Consider the following 16,377-nt stretch of genomic DNA (forward strand, 5'->3'; position numbering starts at 1 on the left):
AAGCGATGACCGGGAAGGCATCTGACTTCCCTACGCTGGCATTATCCAGATCAGGTAATACGGGTATTTCTCAGCCTTCACAAAGAAGGGCACCCCGAGTCAAAATACTTATAAAACAATTAATTACAAATCAATAGTTTGTGAGTATTTAGTGTAACCGGGGCAGTAGGCAGGGTGCAAGATTTTTCGATTTACCGCATCTGGAATAGCTGAATCACGCACGGCAGGAGCGAACACCAAAGACTAATAGTACCGAAAGGTATTAGTTAGAGCGACGATAAGAAGCAACATAGTAGATACGTATAAGAAGTTAACGATTCTCTTTTATCTTTCCAGTTACATCCCTCTCTCATTGGTTATTCCTAAAACGTAAATTTTAATCACCGCGATTAATCAGCGCGCATTTCAATGTTTACTTTCACCTTTAAAAGCTCTTCGTTTCAAATGAAATGAATCATTAAATAACTCCACTACCTAAGCAGTAAAATAAACCACCTAAAAAAGTGAAATAAAATTCCATTCTAATCATAAACTTAACTAAAGCCTTTTCCGTGAAAACTTTAAATCACTGATAAACAAAGAAAAATTAAAGACTCACCGCAACATACCACTTTAGCTATTGGTGCTTTACTTGACCTAAATCAATAATTTTAAGCGCGAATTATCTATAGTTCACCACCGTTACATAAAACAAATAGATGTTTCTTTACAAAATTTGACATATTTGAACTTACTCTTTTTGCTCTGCCATACCAAACGTTGGTAATAACACTACCGTTTATTTTATCTATAGAATATTGCGAGTCTTTACAATGAAACCACTTAATAAATCAGTGATTACTGTTGCTATTTTTGGTGCTCTTTTTGCTGGTTCAATGAATATTGCTTATGCTGCTACCCCTGCTAGCGATGTTGAAATGGCTACAGGTGAAACGGTAGAAACTGCAATCACTAACTTGCAGGGTAAAACAGACGGCTTATCTAATGATGTAGCTGGTATCGTGTTTACTGATCTCCCTACTCTGCATCAAACTGATAAAGGGCTTCAAAATCAAATCACAGCTACAAACAAAGATGTGAATGATACTAAAGATGCTGTGATTCTGATTAATAATGACCTGCAAGGCGCGAAACAGCTTCTTGCTGATAAAGCACAGATTGCACAAGATACAGCTAATGCTAACTCTACCCGCATTACAGCACTGGAAAACCAGCCTACCCCGAAAGATGGTATTGATGGTAAAAACGGGATCGATGGTAAAGATGGGGCTACAGGTGCGCAAGGTGTACAGGGTATTGCTGGTAAAGATGGTGCTGATGGTAAAAATGGTATTGACGGTAAAGCAGGTAAAGACGGCGTAGACGGGAAAAACGGCGTTAACGGGAAAGATGGTAAGAATGGGTTGAATGGTAAAGATGGTGTGAATGGTAAGAACGGCGTTACGACTACCATCACTAAGAAAGAAGTCGATACTAAAACTATCAATCTGGTTAAGTCACTTAATACACAAACTACAGCACAAGCTAAAGATCTGAAAGCTGCTCAACAAGTATTTGCACAAGCACAATCTTCAAGCAATGCTCAATTCAAAAACCTGAAGGATGAAGTCGACGACAACAAGAAAGAAGCGCGTGGTGGAGTAGCCTCTGCCGTTGCGATTGCATCAATGCCACAGGTCGAAAAAGATCAGGCTATGATGTTCTCTGCTGGTGTAGGGTCATTTAAGAATGAGCAAGCTATCAGCGTTGGTGCGTCTTTCCATGCCGGTGAACATACAGTGATCAAAGCTGGCATTAGCGATTCGACAAATAACGATCTTGCGATGGGCGCGGGTATCGGGATCGGTTTTTGAATAAAACACCGCTGATACATATATAACTCGCTCGTTTCTGGTGAGAATATCGATGATAGCAAAAAACATGTCCAGATATATATTCATCTCAGCCGTGCTGTACCTGATGCTAATTGGCGTAGGGATTTGGATAGGCGTGATGTATTTATCCTATTATCTGTGTAGTTTATAAGGTATAAAATGAAAAAATTAATTATTACCGTGGCGAGTATATTTATGCTTGCGGGGTGCGTATCGCCCGATCAGCGCATCGCTAGCTGCACGGCGAAAGGCGTAAGTTATGACACGTGCTATTTGTCCGAACAGCAAAGACAACAAGGCATTAATAACGCTTCGCTCTCTGCCGCTTATGCGAATGCGGCAAGAACGACAGAAAATGCACATAAACATGCTCACCACAATTAAGGTTTAATGATGAAAGCACAGTTAACAGTGATTACTCTGCTGTTCGCAATCGCTGCGACCCCGGCACATGCCATTAACGCCCACTATCGCGCGCAGCTGGAGCGCTCCGGATGCACCCAGATAAGCGATGGCGATGGCTCTTGCGATATCACTAAAACGAAAGCGGAAAACGCGGCGCAACACGACCAAACGACGACCGTTCACGATCCGATGCGCGCGGCCACCTTTTCGTCATCAACCGTTAATGCCACGATTTCCAACGGCTTTTTTAGCGCGACCATTAATGGCAAGAAGGCCACCGTCAAACGTCTGAATGCGGCGTTCTATGAGATTCATGGAAATGGCGTTGTTATATCATTTAGCCTTGATGAGAACGGTATTACCGATGCCTCCTGGAATAAAACCCAGGGTCGCGACCACGGCATTTTGCAGGTTAAGCAGAAATAACGTGTTCAAGGAGGCCTTCCGCCTCCTTTTTCATCAGCGAAAAGCACGATTTGTCACACTCTTTTCTCTATTTTTACAGTTCTGACAAAACCACTATAAGCGGCTGTTTTTATTGTGCATAAAGTGCAATTTTCTTTCTGAAAACGGGGATAACCCTCCCCCTGTGCCCTCTGTCACAAAACAGTAAACAAATTAACCATTGAGCCCCGTGGCAAAAGGCTCTATATTGGCGGCGTTTTTTTCAGGCCCCCATCTGTTTTTTAACTTTTTATTCAATCGTGGCTCATAACGAAGCGGCGGTTGTAGGAGTGATATGATGACGGATAAAGTCCGTATTGACACCGTAGATGCCCACAAAAGCAACGAAACCTATCTGGCCCGTCAGGCCGAGTTTGAATCTAACGTCAGGAGTTATCCGCGCAAACTGCCTTTAGCCATCACTAAAGCAGAAGGCGTGTGGATCACCGATGCAGATAATAAAGAATACCTTGACTGTTTAGCAGGCGCAGGGACCCTTGCGCTTGGCCATAACCATCCTGATGTGCTGAAAAGCATCCAAAATGTCATTACCAGCGGCTTGCCGTTACATACTCTGGATCTGACGACGCCTCTGAAAGACGCGTTTTCTGAATACCTGCTCTCTCTGCTGCCTGGTCAGGGCAAAGAGTACTGCCTGCAGTTCACCGGTCCATCCGGTGCTGACGCCGTTGAAGCGGCGCTGAAGCTGGCGAAAAAAGTGACCGGTCGTAGCGGTATCATCAGCTTCTCTGGTGGTTACCACGGTATGACCCACGGCGCACTGTCCGTGACCGGCAACCTGTCTCCGAAAGAAGCGGTTGACGGTATGATGCCAGAAGTCCAGTTCATGCCTTATCCGCATGAGTACCGTTGCCCGCTGGGTATCGGTGGTGAAGCGGGCGTGAAAGCGCTGACCTACTACTTCGATAACCTGATCAACGACGTTGAAAGCGGCGTGCGTAAACCTGCTGCGGTGATCCTTGAAGCCGTTCAGGGCGAAGGCGGCGTGAACCCGGCTCCGGCTGAGTGGCTGCAGCGCATCCGTAAAGTGACTCAGGAACACGGCATTCTGTTGATCCTCGACGAAGTTCAGGCTGGCTTTGCCCGTACCGGTAAATTCTTCGCCTTCGAACACGCGGGCATTGAGCCAGACATCATCGTGATGTCTAAAGCTGTCGGTGGCGGTCTGCCGCTGGCCGTACTCGGTATCAAAAAGCAGTTCGATGCGTGGGCGCCAGGCCACCACACCGGCACCTTCCGCGGCAACCAGCTGGCGATGGCAACCGGTCTGACGACGCTGAAAATCCTGAAAGACCAGAACATCGCAGGCAAAGTGGCTGCACAGGGCGAATGGCTGAAAGGCCAGCTGAAAGAGATGGCGAAGCGCTACCCGGTTATCGGACACGTGCGCGGCCTGGGCATGATGATCGGTATTGAGATCGTTAAGCCACACGAAGCGGCTGACCACATGGGTTGCTTCCCTGGCGACGGCGAGCTGTCTGCACTGATTCAGAAGAAGTGCTTCGAAGCCGGTCTGATTCTGGAGCGTGGCGGTCGTAACGGTATCGTTCTGCGTCTGCTGCCGTCTCTGCTGATCAGCGATGAAGAGCTGAAAATCTTCCTGGATAAATTCGAGCAGGCACTGCTTGCTGCGGGCGTTCGCCCGGCGTAACCGGAGTTGTTGATTACGATGTCTGATTCAAACCCAATTTTGTTCTCCTCTGCGCAGAGCATTGAAGCTTACCAGCAGGCGATTGAACAAAGCACTCAGGCTGTGATGCAGTGGCTGAAACAGCCTGAGATGTACCAGGGCAAAACGGTCGCGGAACTGCGCGACCGTATTAAGCTGGATTTCAACCCGAAAGGGCTGGGCAACGAAGCGGCGATTGAACGCGCCGTGGAGTTCTTCCTGAAAGACAGTTTGTCCGTTCATCACCCGCAGTGTGTGGCGCACCTGCACTGTCCAAGCCTGGTCGTAAGCCAGGCGGCGGAAGTGCTGATCAACGCCACTAACCAGAGTATGGACTCCTGGGATCAAAGCCCGTCCGCAACCATTATCGAAATCAAACTGATCGAGTGGCTGCGTACCCGCGTGGGTTATCAGGCTGGCGACGCAGGTGTCTTCACCAGCGGCGGCACCCAGAGCAACCTGATGGGCCTGATGCTGGCGCGCGATGCGTTCTTCGCGCGTCTGGGTCACTCCGTTCAGCAGGATGGCCTGGTAGGCGATCTGCGCAAAATTCGCGTGCTGTGCTCCGAGAACGCCCACTTCTCCGTGCAGAAAAACATGGCGCTGATGGGTCTGGGCTACCAGTCCGTGGTGCAGGTGAAAACTGATGAATTCTCCCGCATGGATCTGACCGATCTGGCGGCGAAAATTGAGAAGTGCAACGCGAACGGCGAGCAGATTCTGGCGATCGTCGCGACGGCAGGTACCACCGATGCCGGTGCTATCGACCCGCTGCGTGCGATTGCAGAACTGGCGGCGAAACAGAACATCTGGGTACACGTTGATGCGGCCTGGGGCGGCGCGCTGCTGATGTCCGAGCAGTATCGTCACTACCTGGACGGCATTGAGCTGGTGGATTCCATTACCCTGGACTTCCACAAGCAGTTCTTCCAGACCATCAGCTGCGGCGCGTTCCTGCTGAAAGAAGCGCGTCACTATGAGCTGATGCGCTATCAGGCGGCTTACCTGAACTCTGAGTTCGACGAAGAAGCGGGCGTGCCTAACCTGGTGTCCAAATCTCTGCAGACCACCCGTCGTTTCGACGCGCTGAAGCTGTGGATGAGCCTGGAAGCACTGGGTCAGGAGCAATATGCGGCGATCATCGATCACGGTGTGACCCTGGCACAGCAGGTTGCAGGCTACGTGAAAGAGCAGTCTGCTCTGGAGCTGGTGATGCAGCCACAGCTGGCGAGCGTGCTGTTCCGCTTCCGTCCTCAGGCGCAGATGGATGATGCAGGCATCGCCCTGCTGAACCAGAAGATTGGTGATGCGCTGCTGGAATCTGGCCGTGCTAACGTCGGCGTGACCGAGCATAACGGTATCACCTGCCTGAAGCTGACCCTGCTGAACCCAACCGTGACGCTGGAGGACGTAAAAGTTCTGCTGTCTCTGGTTGAGCGTACCGCACAGGAAGTTCTGGCTAAGTAATGCTTATCCCTCTCCCGTTCGGGAGAGGGTATTTTCCCCTGCCCTATCCCTCAGTGTGTCCTCAAGGTTTCAACCATTAGCGTAAAGCACGATTCGATAAGCGTCGGTAACGGCTGTGGCGCACGCATCAATGCCACCGTTCGGGCAAGTGCCGGTTGCTGAAGATGAACCACCTTAAGCTGCGGATCCTGAAGATGCGTGGTATAGAGTTGCGGCAGTATCGCCACGGCCAGTCGGGAACGCACCAGGCCGTACAGCGTTTCGATATAATCCACCTGATAACGTGTCTGCAACGACAAACGATGGCTTTCAGCGAGCGCGCCAACCAGGCGTTGGATGTTACCTTTTGAAAACACGGCGATATCTCGCCCAACAAGCTGCTTCCAGGGTAAATGCGCCGACGCCGCCAGCGGATCGTCACAATGAATCACCGCAACAAAAGGATCCTCCTGCAGCGGGAAGACGGACAGTTGTTCCGGCACAGAACTGTCCAGTGCGCCAATGCCAAAATCAATCTGCCCTTTCAGCAACTGCGCCACCAGCGCATCATTGGTTTGATCGTGAAACTCAACCTTAAGACGCGGAAAAGCCTGCGCCAGCGTTTGGGGTAACTGCGGGAACAAGAGCGAGCTGACGGATGGCACCAGCCCAATGCGCACCGTACCGTCACCGCCTGCCTGCACAATCTGCTGCATATCGTCGAAGGCAAGCTGAGCCACGCTAAGCACCCGCTGCGCGTGCGGGAGGATGGCGTTGCCCAACTCCGTCAGCGTCACCGCTGAGGCGGTACGGTTCACCAGCTTGCCGCCGAGCACCGTTTCGATTTGCCGCAATGCGCTGCTGAGCGCAGGCTGGCTGATCGCCAGCTTGCTGGCGGTGTCGGTGAAATGACGCAACTGCGCCAGAGTGACAAAATACTGTAGCTGTCGCAGTGAGAGCGCGGGCAAGCGCTGCCAGGGTTCCATCGTCATTATCGTTTACACGCGTCGCAGAATAAGCCGGGGTTATCGGGTGATAAATTTTATCAGCTGGGCAAACGTTTGCCGCGTGCATAGAGTAACGCCATTATTTTCATGCTGGAACCGTTAATTACATGAGTGCCGAAACCCGACGCCGTGCCGTCCAGGCTGCACGCGGTGAAATGCCGTTCGACCTACTGCTTACACACACCCGCATTGTTGATATGGCCACGGGTGAGATCCGCGACGCCGATGTCGGCATCGTGGGCGGCCTTATCGCCAGCGTTCATCCGCGCGGCAGCCGCAGCGATGCGCGTGAGACGCACGATCTGAACAACCGGTATCTCTCTCCGGGACTGATGGATACGCATGTGCATCTGGAGAGTTCACACCTGCTTCCTGCTCGCTATGCAGAGATTGTGCTGGCACAGGGCACCACCGCCGTATTCTGGGATCCGCATGAGCTGGCGAACGTGCTGGGCATTGCAGGCGTACGTTTTGCCATTGAGGCCAGTCGTAACCTGCCGCTGCAGGTGATGGTCGCTGCGCCATCAAGCGTGCCGTCGACACCGGGGCTGGAGATGTCTGGCGCAGATTTCGCAGGGAAAGAGATGGATACCCTGCTCGGATGGCCGGAAGTGCGCGGCGTGGCGGAAGTGATGGATATGCACGGCGTGCTTAACGGCAGCCAACGCATGCTGGAAATTATGCAGGCCGGGCTGGACAGCGGAAAGTTGATTGAAGGCCACGCGCGCGGGCTTCACGGTGCGGATTTACAGGCTTATCTGGCCGCAGGCGTGACCTCCGATCACGAGCTGACCTCCGCAGACGATGCGCTGGAAAAACTGCGCGCCGGGCTGACGCTGGAGATCCGCGGCTCGCATCCTTATCTGCTGCCCGATATCGTAAGCGCCCTGAAATCCCTGCCCCACCTTTCTTCACAAATTACGGTCTGCACCGACGATGTCCCGCCCGATATACTGCTGGAAAAAGGGGGGATCGTTGCGCTGCTGAACCTGCTGATTGAACACGGATTACCGGCGACGCACGCGCTGCGTTTCGCCACGCTGAACGCCGCCATTCGCCTGCAGCGTAACGATCTGGGGCTGATTGCCGCCGGGCGTCGCGCGGATCTGGTGGCGTTTGACTCGCTTGAAAAGCTGACGGCTCGTCAGGTGTATGTCGCCGGTAAGCTGATTGCGCGCGACGGGGCAATGATTGAACCCATCGTTGACAGGATATTGCCCCTCCCGCGTGATACCGTGCGGCTGTCTGCACTGGCAGACGATGATTTCCGTATGAAAATCGACAACGCGAAACACGGTGTGGCGCGCTTGCGCCATATCAGCGGCGCACGCTTCACGCAGTGGGGTGAAGTTGACGCGCAGGTACGTCACGGCGTAGTAGCGATCCCGGATGGCTTTAGCCTGATCTGGGTTCAGCATCGCCACGCGCGCCATGCGGCGAAACCACAACTCGCCCTGCTCGAAGGCTGGGGTGAACTGCGTGGGGCCATTGCCACCAGCTATTCTCACGACTCTCACAATCTGGTGGTGCTGGGCCGCGATCCGCACGACATGGCGCTGGCTGCCAACATGCTTATCCAGAGCGGCGGCGGGATGGCGCTGGTACAGGATGGCGACGTCATCGCCCACGTCGCCATGCCGATTGCGGGGATGCTTTCGGAACTGCCGCCTGATGAGCTGGCTCGCCAGTTCAGGGAACTGCGCGAGCGTAGCAATTTGATTGCCGACTGGGAACCGCCGTATCGGGTCTTTAAAGCCATAGAGGGCACCTGTCTTGCCTGCAACGCCGGTCCGCATTTGACCGATCTTGGACTGACCGATGGGACGACGCGCCAGATTGTCGATCCGTTAATTTCTTACCGGGAAATCCCGGACAACACACAATAATGCCGAAGGAGAGCCGGATAATGGCCGACAACACCGTTAATTCGCCAGCACCAGGGAGCTGGCTAGAACGCCGTTTTGCACTGCATGCGCGTGGCAGCACCGTACGCACCGAGTGCCTGGCTGGCATCACCGGTTTTCTCGCCGCCGCCTACCTGCTTGTGGTGATCCCGGGGCTACTGGCGGTCGGAGGAATGGATAAAGGCGCGGCAACGACGGGCACCATTCTGGTCTTCGTTGCCGGAACGCTGCTGATGGCTTTCTATGCTAACCTGCCCTTTATCGTCGGGCCCGGTATTGGCGGTTCGGTCCTGGTCGGCGTCACGCTTGCGGGCAGCGAAGGTATTGGCTGGCAAATTGGTCTCGGCATCGCCTGCTGGTCAGGGATTTTATTCTTCCTGCTAACCCGCTTTGGGCTGCGTGAAGTCGTCACCCGCTCGGTCCCGCAATCCATCAAGCTGGGGTTGACGGCCTCCATCGGCCTGTTTGTTGCCGTGCTCGGCTTTCGTAACGCCGGGCTGGTATTGGCAAACGCGAAAACGAATGCCCTGATGCTGGGAGATTTCCTGTCACCGGCGGCGCTGGTCGCGTTAGCGGGTCTCTTCCTCGCCATCGCGTTACAGGCGCGCCGCATTCCAGGGGCAATACTGTGGGCCATTCTATTCGCCACCCTGGTCGGTATTCCGCTGGGCGTGACAAAACTTCCTGGTCAGTTTATTGATATGCCGCATTCTCTGGCCCCGGTTATCGGCCACATTGATATGCTCGGGGCGCTGAACATTGCCTTCCTGCCCTTCCTGTTTGTCTTCTTTGCGTCAGAATTTTTCTCCACCATGGGCACCACGCTGGCTGTTGGTGGTGAGGCGGGATTACTGGATGACGAAGGCAACATGCCGCATATCAACCGTCCGTTTATGGTGGACTCCATTGCCGCTGCGGTAGGTCCGTGGGTCGGTATTCCAGCCGCGACGGCGCTGATCGAATCTTCGGCTGCTGCTGAAGCGGGCGGTAAAACGGGCATGACGGCACTGGCTGCAGCGGTGATGTTCCTGCTGATGTTGCTGTTTACGCCTGTTGCACTTATGATCCCAAAAGAAGCCACCGCACCGGCGCTGATCCTCATTGGACTGAATATGTTTAGCGGCTTACGTAAGGTTGATCTGGCGAACTTCACCGACGGCCTGCCGGTGCTGATGATGGTCATGATAACGCTGATTGCCAACAGCTTCGGGACAGGAATTGCTGGCGGTTTGCTGTTTTACATCGTGATCAAAGCGATCGCCGGGAAATGGCGCGAAATCCCCGTTGGTCTGTGGATCCTTGCCATTCCCCTGGTCTACTACTTCGCTACGCTGGTGAAGCACTAACCCTCACGCTGCTTTTCCTTCGGGGTATAGCCGTAGTCGTAATGGCTGTACCCCGAGTTATAATAGAGCGAGGCGGACTTCACGATATCATTAAGAATAGCGCCATTCACCTGCACGCCCATTTGCTGCAGGCGTTTTAGACAGTGCTCAATCTCTTTCACACTGGTTTTACCAAAGCGTGCAACCAGTAAGGTGATTGCCGCCGCTTTGGCAATCAGTAAGGCATCCGTGACGGCTAGCACCGGCGGGGTGTCAACAATCACGATGTCATAATGCCCGTTCATCTGCGACATGGCGTTGTTAAAGCGCTCCCCCATAAGCAACTCCACAGGAAGCGAAGGCTGTTGACCGCAGGTTAAAACATCAAATCCGCCTTTCTCAAAGCGCTGGATCGCGTCCTGCCATTTAACATCGCCCTCAAGGACTGAGGACAATCCGCAATGGTTGTTCAGTTGACAGATGTTATGCACGTAGCCCTGACGCATATCCGCGTCAATAAAGAGCACCCGCTGGCCGGCCTGAGAAGCCAGCGCTGCCAGTGCGGTACTGACCAGCGTTTTGCCGCAATCCTGTGTGGGGCCAATAAAGACGACAATCTGATTTGTGACGTCCATCATGGTGAAGTGCAGACTGGTACGCAACCCGCGCATTGCTTCGATAAAAATATCTGCTGGCCTTTCGATGGGTAGAAAGGGCACATTCGACGTTTTGTGTCTCCAGCGAGAATCCAGGAAACTCATTTTGCGCAGATGCGTTTTTTTCCAGAGCCATACCGAGCGCGGCAGCGTCGCCAGGACCGGCATCCCCTGCACTTCCAGTTGCTCAGACGAGGTTATTCCCTGTTTAAAGGCAGCAAGAACCAATACAAAGCCGCTGGAGAATATCAGTCCCAACAGCATGCCAAGCACGATAATAATTGCTTTTCGTGGTTTTATGGGTTCAGGTTGCGTAACCGCAGCGTCAATGATCCGCACGTTTCCGATCGCGCTGGAGCGAGAGATATTGAGCTCTTGCTGACGCGTTAATAACTGCAGGTAAATGGCGCGCCCGGATTCAACATCCCGGCTCAAACGCAAAATTTCCTGCTGTGTGGAGGGCATGGTTGATACGCGATCGTTCAGGCGGGCACGCTGCTTCTCAAGGGTTTGGCGCTTTTCGCGTAATGCGCGATAGGTTGGGTGATCCTTTTTGAAAAGCTGTGAGATCTCCGCTTCGCGGAACGTCAGCTCGTTGAGCTGATTCTCCACATTAACAACCTGATCGAGAACGGACTTCGCCTCCAGGGATAAATCGACGGAATCACGCTGCTCACGGTATACATTCAGCCGCGCTTCGGCCTGATCCAGCTCGTGACTGATTTTCGGTAACTGATGCTGTAAAAAGGTCAGGCTGCGGGCATCCCGGGCTTCCTGACGTTCAATATTCTGATTGAGGAAATTTTCTGCAATCGTATTCAGTACCACGGCAATCTTGCCAGGTTCTTCGCCCGTCAGCGTTAACGCGATCATTCCGCTCTGTTTCGCTGATTCCGCAACGGTGAGCCCTTTCTGAAGCGCGTTGATGGCTTCAAGCTTTGTAATGGTTTTGAGCGAAAACTGCGTGCCTGGTGCAGCGCTGAGAGATGTCACCAGAAGAGAGACACCGTCTTTGAGCAGCGTTTTTCCGACCGTGCCCACAGCCTCGAAGCTTTCGCCCTCAAGGTGATACCGTCCCTGCTCCAGCACGGTCAGCATAAGCTCTTGCGGTTTGCCACCCTGTCGGGGGAGGGTAAGTTCACCGATGGTCAGGTGACCTGGCTCGCTGGGGCGAAAACGTGCCCACAGATGCCCCACGTATGGGGTAACGCGGCGCTTAACCCCGTACATTAGCCCCAATTCATCCACGGTCTTCCCGAGGATCATTCGCGATTTTATCAGCAAGATTTCCGGTGCAACGTCTGGCGAAAGATCGGATCCGAACTGGCTTAAGCTTTTCAGCAATGAGTTATCCTGCTTCGCTTCTATCTGCACAAGCGCGTCAGCCTGATAGACAGGGGGGACAGAAAATGCATAGAATCCCGCGCACACCGTAAACAGGAGTGTTACCAGGACTATCATCACCCGATGATCGAATATCTCAGCAAGCAGTTGCAGAAGATTAATTTCATTATTTTGCGGTGCCGCTGCACCATATGTCTCTGAAGTATAAGATGGCATTGCTGCTTTATTCCTTTTGACTCAAACGACGAGCCCATTCCTGACTGGCTTTTCCCAACTGCCCGAAAACATATTCGAAAGCATCACGGCTTTTGCGGTAGGGATCGGGAATATCCTTTGTCTCCAGCCATTGTCCAAATAGCAGTGATTTCCCACGGTTCTCCGGAGCCATAGCAGCAATAAAACGAAGATGTTCAGGCTCCATCACCAGAATCAGATCGGATTTTTGCAGCAAACTGCGCGTCAGCTTGCGCCCCACGTGATCGTCTAGCGAGACACCATGATGCCAGGCAACATCCTGAGCAACCGCATCTGCCGGATGTCCCTCAAGACCGAAAATACCTGCTGAGGTCACCTGTTTCCCGGGTAATTGCTGACGCAACAGGCGCTCCCCCATCGGGGAGCGGCAAATATTGCCCGTGCAAACCACTAAGATTGAGTTGAACATTATTGCGGCCAGGATCGGATGTAACGAACCGTTTCGGTCAGGTCATGTACGCCACTGATGGTCGGCACAAGCTGCGTAATAACGCGATTCCAGCGCGACAACGGTGCCGTTGTCACGTAGACAATGTCATACGGCTCGAGCTGGAATTCAGTGCCCAATACCATCGCCGACGCATCTTTCGCATTGAGCTGATAAATTTTCGCGATGATGTCCGTCTGGCTTTTTTGATGCACCGAGCGAATGACAAAAATGCCGGTTGCATCAGCCATGTTCTGGTTCAGGCCGCCCGCATTGCCCAGCGCCTCCGCCAGCGTCATCCCACTGCGATCCATCTTCAGCGTGCTCTGCTTAACCACTTCGCCCATGACAAAGACTTTCAGGGCATCATTACGCGGTACAAACAGGATATCGCCAGGATAGAGCAGTTTGTTTTGTGTTAAATCGCCGAGTTGCATCAGGGCATACAGCGAAAGGCGGGAATCCTGGCCATTGTGGGTGAGAACGACATTGCGCCAGTCGGCGTCCACTGAAAGACCGCCAGCGGCATTGACCGCGTCCATCACGGTCAAGGGGATGTTGGTGATGGATTGTTGGCCAGATTTCGCGACTTCTCCCGTCACGTAGGCTTTTTGCGAACGGAAAGAGGCGATGCTGACATCCACCTGGGGGCTCTCAATGAATTTATCCAGCCGCGCGGTAATCTCTTCACGTACCTCCGAAACCGTTTTTCCTGCCACATGCAGTTTCCCAACGTAGGGATAAAAGAGCGTACCGTCCGCGTTGACCCAGTTTCCCGCGTCACTTGCGCTACGGTACTGCCCTGCTGGCGTCGTCAACTCAGGATGATCCCAGACGGTGACCGTCAGGATGTCACCGGTGCCGATTCGGTATTCCCAGTTTTTAACCTGCTCATCAAGATTAGGATTTGCCTGAGATTTTGATACGGGCGGGCGTAATTGTTCAATCAATACTGGGGTCAGTGGATAAATTTCCACGTGTTTATCAAGCTGATAATCTTTATCTTCTGTTGCAATAACATTTTTTCCGGTCATGGCTAAATCCTGGCCCGGTGAAAATACACAGCCTGTTAACTGGCTTATTGCAAGAAATAAAAAGGAAAATACCGTTGTGTTTTTCATTTATATAAACATATCTTTTATCATTGTGCTTATCGTATGAACGACAATTTTATTTAATATAAATAACCATATAATTCATTAAATTAAATGAATTACAATGTGTTAATAAAGAGTATTGTCAACGCAGTGACCAGATAATGAATCGTCTAAAGCGACCCGCTCTATTGAGCCGGGAATCAGACGTCATAACAAGTCGTGCCGGGCCGATATTAAACGTTCTACTATGGGAAAGCATTCGCTTAACGGTCCAATTTTGAAGTAGTCATGCGTTTTCAGAATTAATTAATAGATCAATAAATACATTAAATATAAAACACAAATATCATTCACGGCCGCTATGTATTTTCTTTGTTGCGACTACACAAAACCGTTCAGTTTTGTTACATTTTTTTTCAAACACACCATGTTTTGATACTTAAAATGGACCGTCTGCCGCGCATACTAAAACCCGCAGACGAAATGTATCTGTAACGATATCACTGGAGAAAAAATGGCTAAGCGTAAATTGCTGCTTCTGGGTGTACTACTGTCTCTGGCGGGCTCCGCACTTTCTGCTCCGCAAACGGCTGCAGCACCTTCTGGCATCAAAGCCTATGAAGAACAAGAGTTCATCGCTGACTTCACAAAATTCAAGATTGGCGACACGGCGCCAGCTCAGTATCAAACGCCCGAGTACACCATCAAACAGTACCAGCTGCGTAACCTGCCAGCGCCGGATGCCGGAACACACTGGACCTACATGGGTGAGAACTACGTGCTGATTGGCGATGCCGATGGAAAAATCCATAAGGCCTATAACGGAGATATCTTCTATCACCGCTAATACGATCCTGGTTCGTGCCTGGCAGGAGAGCGATCGTCCTTTCCTTCGCACGATTTACCTGCATGCCCGGCGCGACGCCTGGCCATGGTTGAACGGTGCGGAATGGCAGCTTGAGGACTTTGACGCCGCAATCCTCGACGAAGAAGTTTGGGTGGCGGTGCAGGACGGGCATCGACTTGGCTTCGCCTCCGTCTGGACGAACGATAATTTTCTGCACAACCTGTTTGTTGCCCCGCAGTATCAAAGCCTCGGGGTCGGGCATGTGCTCCTGGAACATGTGCAGAAAACGTTTACCAGTACGGGTTCGCTTAAGTGTCTGGTCAAGAATGCGCGTGCTGTTGCGTTTTACCAGCGACACGGCTGGCACATCGAGGCGACGGGTGATTCTCCGGACGGAGAGTATTATCTGATGCATTATCGGCTTGGATAAAGTCAGGTGGCGCTTCGCTTACCTGACCTACAAACCCAAACTTCGTAGGCCGGGTAAGGCGAAGCCGCCACCCGGCACTGAAGCGCAGAGGAATTACACCGCGCGGAACGCGATTTCGCTCGGAATGACTTCGCCCTGCCAGTAAAGCTGCGCCGCAACGCGCCCCGCCAGCTGACGATACATATCCGCAAATTCGCTGTCCGGACGGCTCACCACGGTTGGTTTACCGCTGTCCAGATCTTCACGCAGCGTGATGTGCAGCGGCATCTGCCCCAGCAGCTGAGTGTGATACTGCGCCGCCAGCTTCTCCGCACCACCGGTACCGAAAATAGGCTCATGGTGTCCGCAGTTGCTGCAGATATGCATGCTCATGTTCTCAACGATACCCAGCACCGGTACTTCCACCTTCTCGAACATCACGATGCCCTTTTTGGCGTCGATCAGCGCGATATCCTGCGGCGTGGTCACGACGACCGCTCCCGTTACCGGAATGTTCTGCGCCAGGGTCAGCTGAATGTCGCCCGTGCCCGGTGGCATGTCCAGCACCAGATAATCCAGATCCGGCCACATGGTTTCCTGCAGCATCTGCATCAGCGCCTTGCTGGCCATCGGGCCGCGCCAGACCATCGCGTTATCGTCGGTGACCAGATAACCAATCGAGTTGGTTGCCAGACCGTGCGCCATGATTGGCGCCATGTGAGTGCCGTCCGGCGAGGTTGGACGCTGGTTTTCCGCGCCCAGCATGTTTGGAATGGACGGGCCATAAATGTCCGCATCCAGAATACCGACTTTTGCCCCTTCCGCTGCCAGCGCGAGCGCCAGGTTTACAGCCGTGGAGGATTTACCCACCCCACCCTTGCCCGAGCTGACGGCAATAATGTTTTTTACGCCGTTCACGCCAGGTTGGTTTTTCACGCGCTTCAGCGTGGCGATACTGTGGCTCAGCTTCCAGTCAATCGCCTTCGCACCGGTGATGCGCAGCAGCTCCGAGCTGGTTTGCTCTTTCAGCGTGTCGAAGGCGCTGGTCCAGACGAATGGCATCTGCAGTTCAATGTGCAGCGTATCGTCCAGCCAGGCAACGTGGTGTAACGCTTTCAGCGTCGTAAGATTGTGCTTCAGGGTTGGATGCTGAAAGTTAGCCAGCGTCCCGGCGACCATTGCTCGTAAGGCTTCCGGTGATTTGGCCTGGGATTGAGAACTCATCCCGACTCCTTTGTTCTTGTGAA

At 52.7% G+C, this 16,377-nt stretch carries 14 protein-coding genes and 1 riboswitch; of the genes, 9 read left to right on the forward strand and 5 right to left on the reverse strand.

Features of this window, described 5'->3' with window-relative positions; genetic code table 11:
* Window positions 1-10: 10 nt before the first annotated feature.
* Window positions 11-107, reverse strand: a riboswitch (TPP riboswitch).
* A gap of 705 nt (window positions 108-812) precedes the next feature.
* From KW829_RS04100 to KW829_RS04120, 5 genes are all read left to right on the forward strand, one after another.
* The gene (locus KW829_RS04100; protein WP_218307661.1) at window positions 813-1,853 is read left to right on the forward strand and encodes a YadA C-terminal domain-containing protein; all 1,041 of its coding nucleotides are present in this window, start codon (window positions 813-815) and stop codon (window positions 1,851-1,853) included.
* A gap of 180 nt (window positions 1,854-2,033) precedes the next feature.
* A complete protein-coding gene (locus KW829_RS04105; RefSeq protein WP_041951437.1) occupies window positions 2,034-2,258 on the forward strand; it encodes a hypothetical protein in 225 nt (74 codons plus the stop codon).
* 9 nt (window positions 2,259-2,267) lie between these two features.
* Window positions 2,268-2,705 (forward strand): hypothetical protein, encoded by a 438-nt coding sequence (locus tag KW829_RS04110; protein WP_010433665.1) that lies wholly within the window; start codon window positions 2,268-2,270, stop codon window positions 2,703-2,705.
* A 313-nt stretch (window positions 2,706-3,018) separates the two neighbouring features.
* Window positions 3,019-4,395: a diaminobutyrate--2-oxoglutarate transaminase gene (locus KW829_RS04115; RefSeq protein ID WP_014884533.1), complete on the forward strand. Its 1,377-nt coding sequence runs from the start codon at window positions 3,019-3,021 to the stop codon at window positions 4,393-4,395.
* A gap of 18 nt (window positions 4,396-4,413) precedes the next feature.
* Window positions 4,414-5,880: an aspartate aminotransferase family protein gene (locus KW829_RS04120; protein ID WP_010433659.1), complete on the forward strand. Its 1,467-nt coding sequence runs from the start codon at window positions 4,414-4,416 to the stop codon at window positions 5,878-5,880.
* A gap of 50 nt (window positions 5,881-5,930) precedes the next feature.
* On the opposite strand, the gene KW829_RS04125 is transcribed toward KW829_RS04120, so the two are convergent.
* The gene (locus tag KW829_RS04125; protein WP_211449615.1) at window positions 5,931-6,851 is read right to left on the reverse strand and encodes a LysR family transcriptional regulator; all 921 of its coding nucleotides are present in this window, start codon (window positions 6,849-6,851) and stop codon (window positions 5,931-5,933) included.
* A 122-nt stretch (window positions 6,852-6,973) separates the two neighbouring features.
* On the opposite strand from KW829_RS04125, the gene KW829_RS04130 reads away from it, so the two are divergent.
* Window positions 6,974-8,752 carry an adenine deaminase gene (locus tag KW829_RS04130; RefSeq protein WP_010433653.1) on the forward strand — a complete coding sequence of 593 codons (1,779 nt, stop codon included), beginning with the start codon at window positions 6,974-6,976 and terminating at the stop codon, window positions 8,750-8,752.
* Between the two features lie 20 nt (window positions 8,753-8,772).
* Entirely contained in the window at window positions 8,773-10,116 is a 1,344-nt protein-coding gene (locus KW829_RS04135) for an NCS2 family permease (protein ID WP_010433650.1), read from the forward strand.
* Here the strand turns inward: KW829_RS04135 and KW829_RS04140 are convergent.
* Genes KW829_RS04140 through KW829_RS04150 form a run of 3 tightly spaced genes read right to left on the reverse strand, consistent with a single transcriptional unit; the run spans window position 10,113 to window position 13,898 of the window.
* Window positions 10,113-12,311, reverse strand: coding sequence for a polysaccharide biosynthesis tyrosine autokinase (locus tag KW829_RS04140; protein ID WP_218307662.1), 2,199 nt, complete (start codon window positions 12,309-12,311; stop codon window positions 10,113-10,115). The two genes, KW829_RS04135 and KW829_RS04140, sit on opposite strands and share 4 nt — an antisense overlap.
* 7 nt (window positions 12,312-12,318) lie before the next feature.
* On the reverse strand, window positions 12,319-12,759 hold the full coding sequence (locus KW829_RS04145; RefSeq protein ID WP_010433643.1) for a protein-tyrosine-phosphatase: 441 nt from the start codon (window positions 12,757-12,759) through the stop codon (window positions 12,319-12,321).
* On the reverse strand, window positions 12,759-13,898 hold the full coding sequence (locus KW829_RS04150; protein ID WP_029485154.1) for a polysaccharide export protein: 1,140 nt from the start codon (window positions 13,896-13,898) through the stop codon (window positions 12,759-12,761). The genes KW829_RS04145 and KW829_RS04150 overlap by 1 nt, the downstream gene beginning before the upstream one ends.
* Before the next feature lie 490 nt (window positions 13,899-14,388).
* Here KW829_RS04150 and KW829_RS04155 point away from each other — a divergent pair, with 490 nt between their 5' ends.
* Together KW829_RS04155 and KW829_RS04160 are read left to right on the forward strand one after the other, a co-directional pair.
* Window positions 14,389-14,721 (forward strand): RcnB family protein, encoded by a 333-nt coding sequence (locus tag KW829_RS04155; protein WP_010433637.1) that lies wholly within the window; start codon window positions 14,389-14,391, stop codon window positions 14,719-14,721.
* Window positions 14,672-15,151 (forward strand): GNAT family N-acetyltransferase, encoded by a 480-nt coding sequence (locus KW829_RS04160; protein ID WP_029485153.1) that lies wholly within the window; start codon window positions 14,672-14,674, stop codon window positions 15,149-15,151. Before KW829_RS04155 ends, KW829_RS04160 begins: the two co-directional genes overlap by 50 nt.
* Window positions 15,152-15,244: 93 nt before the next feature.
* On the opposite strand, the gene apbC is transcribed toward KW829_RS04160, so the two are convergent.
* Window positions 15,245-16,354 (reverse strand): iron-sulfur cluster carrier protein ApbC, encoded by a 1,110-nt coding sequence (gene apbC / locus KW829_RS04165; RefSeq protein ID WP_010433631.1) that lies wholly within the window; start codon window positions 16,352-16,354, stop codon window positions 15,245-15,247.
* Between the last annotated feature and the right edge of the window lie 23 nt (window positions 16,355-16,377).

The organism is Enterobacter sp. ENT02, assembly GCF_019219165.1.
GTDB lineage: Bacteria > Pseudomonadota > Gammaproteobacteria > Enterobacterales > Enterobacteriaceae > Enterobacter > Enterobacter mori.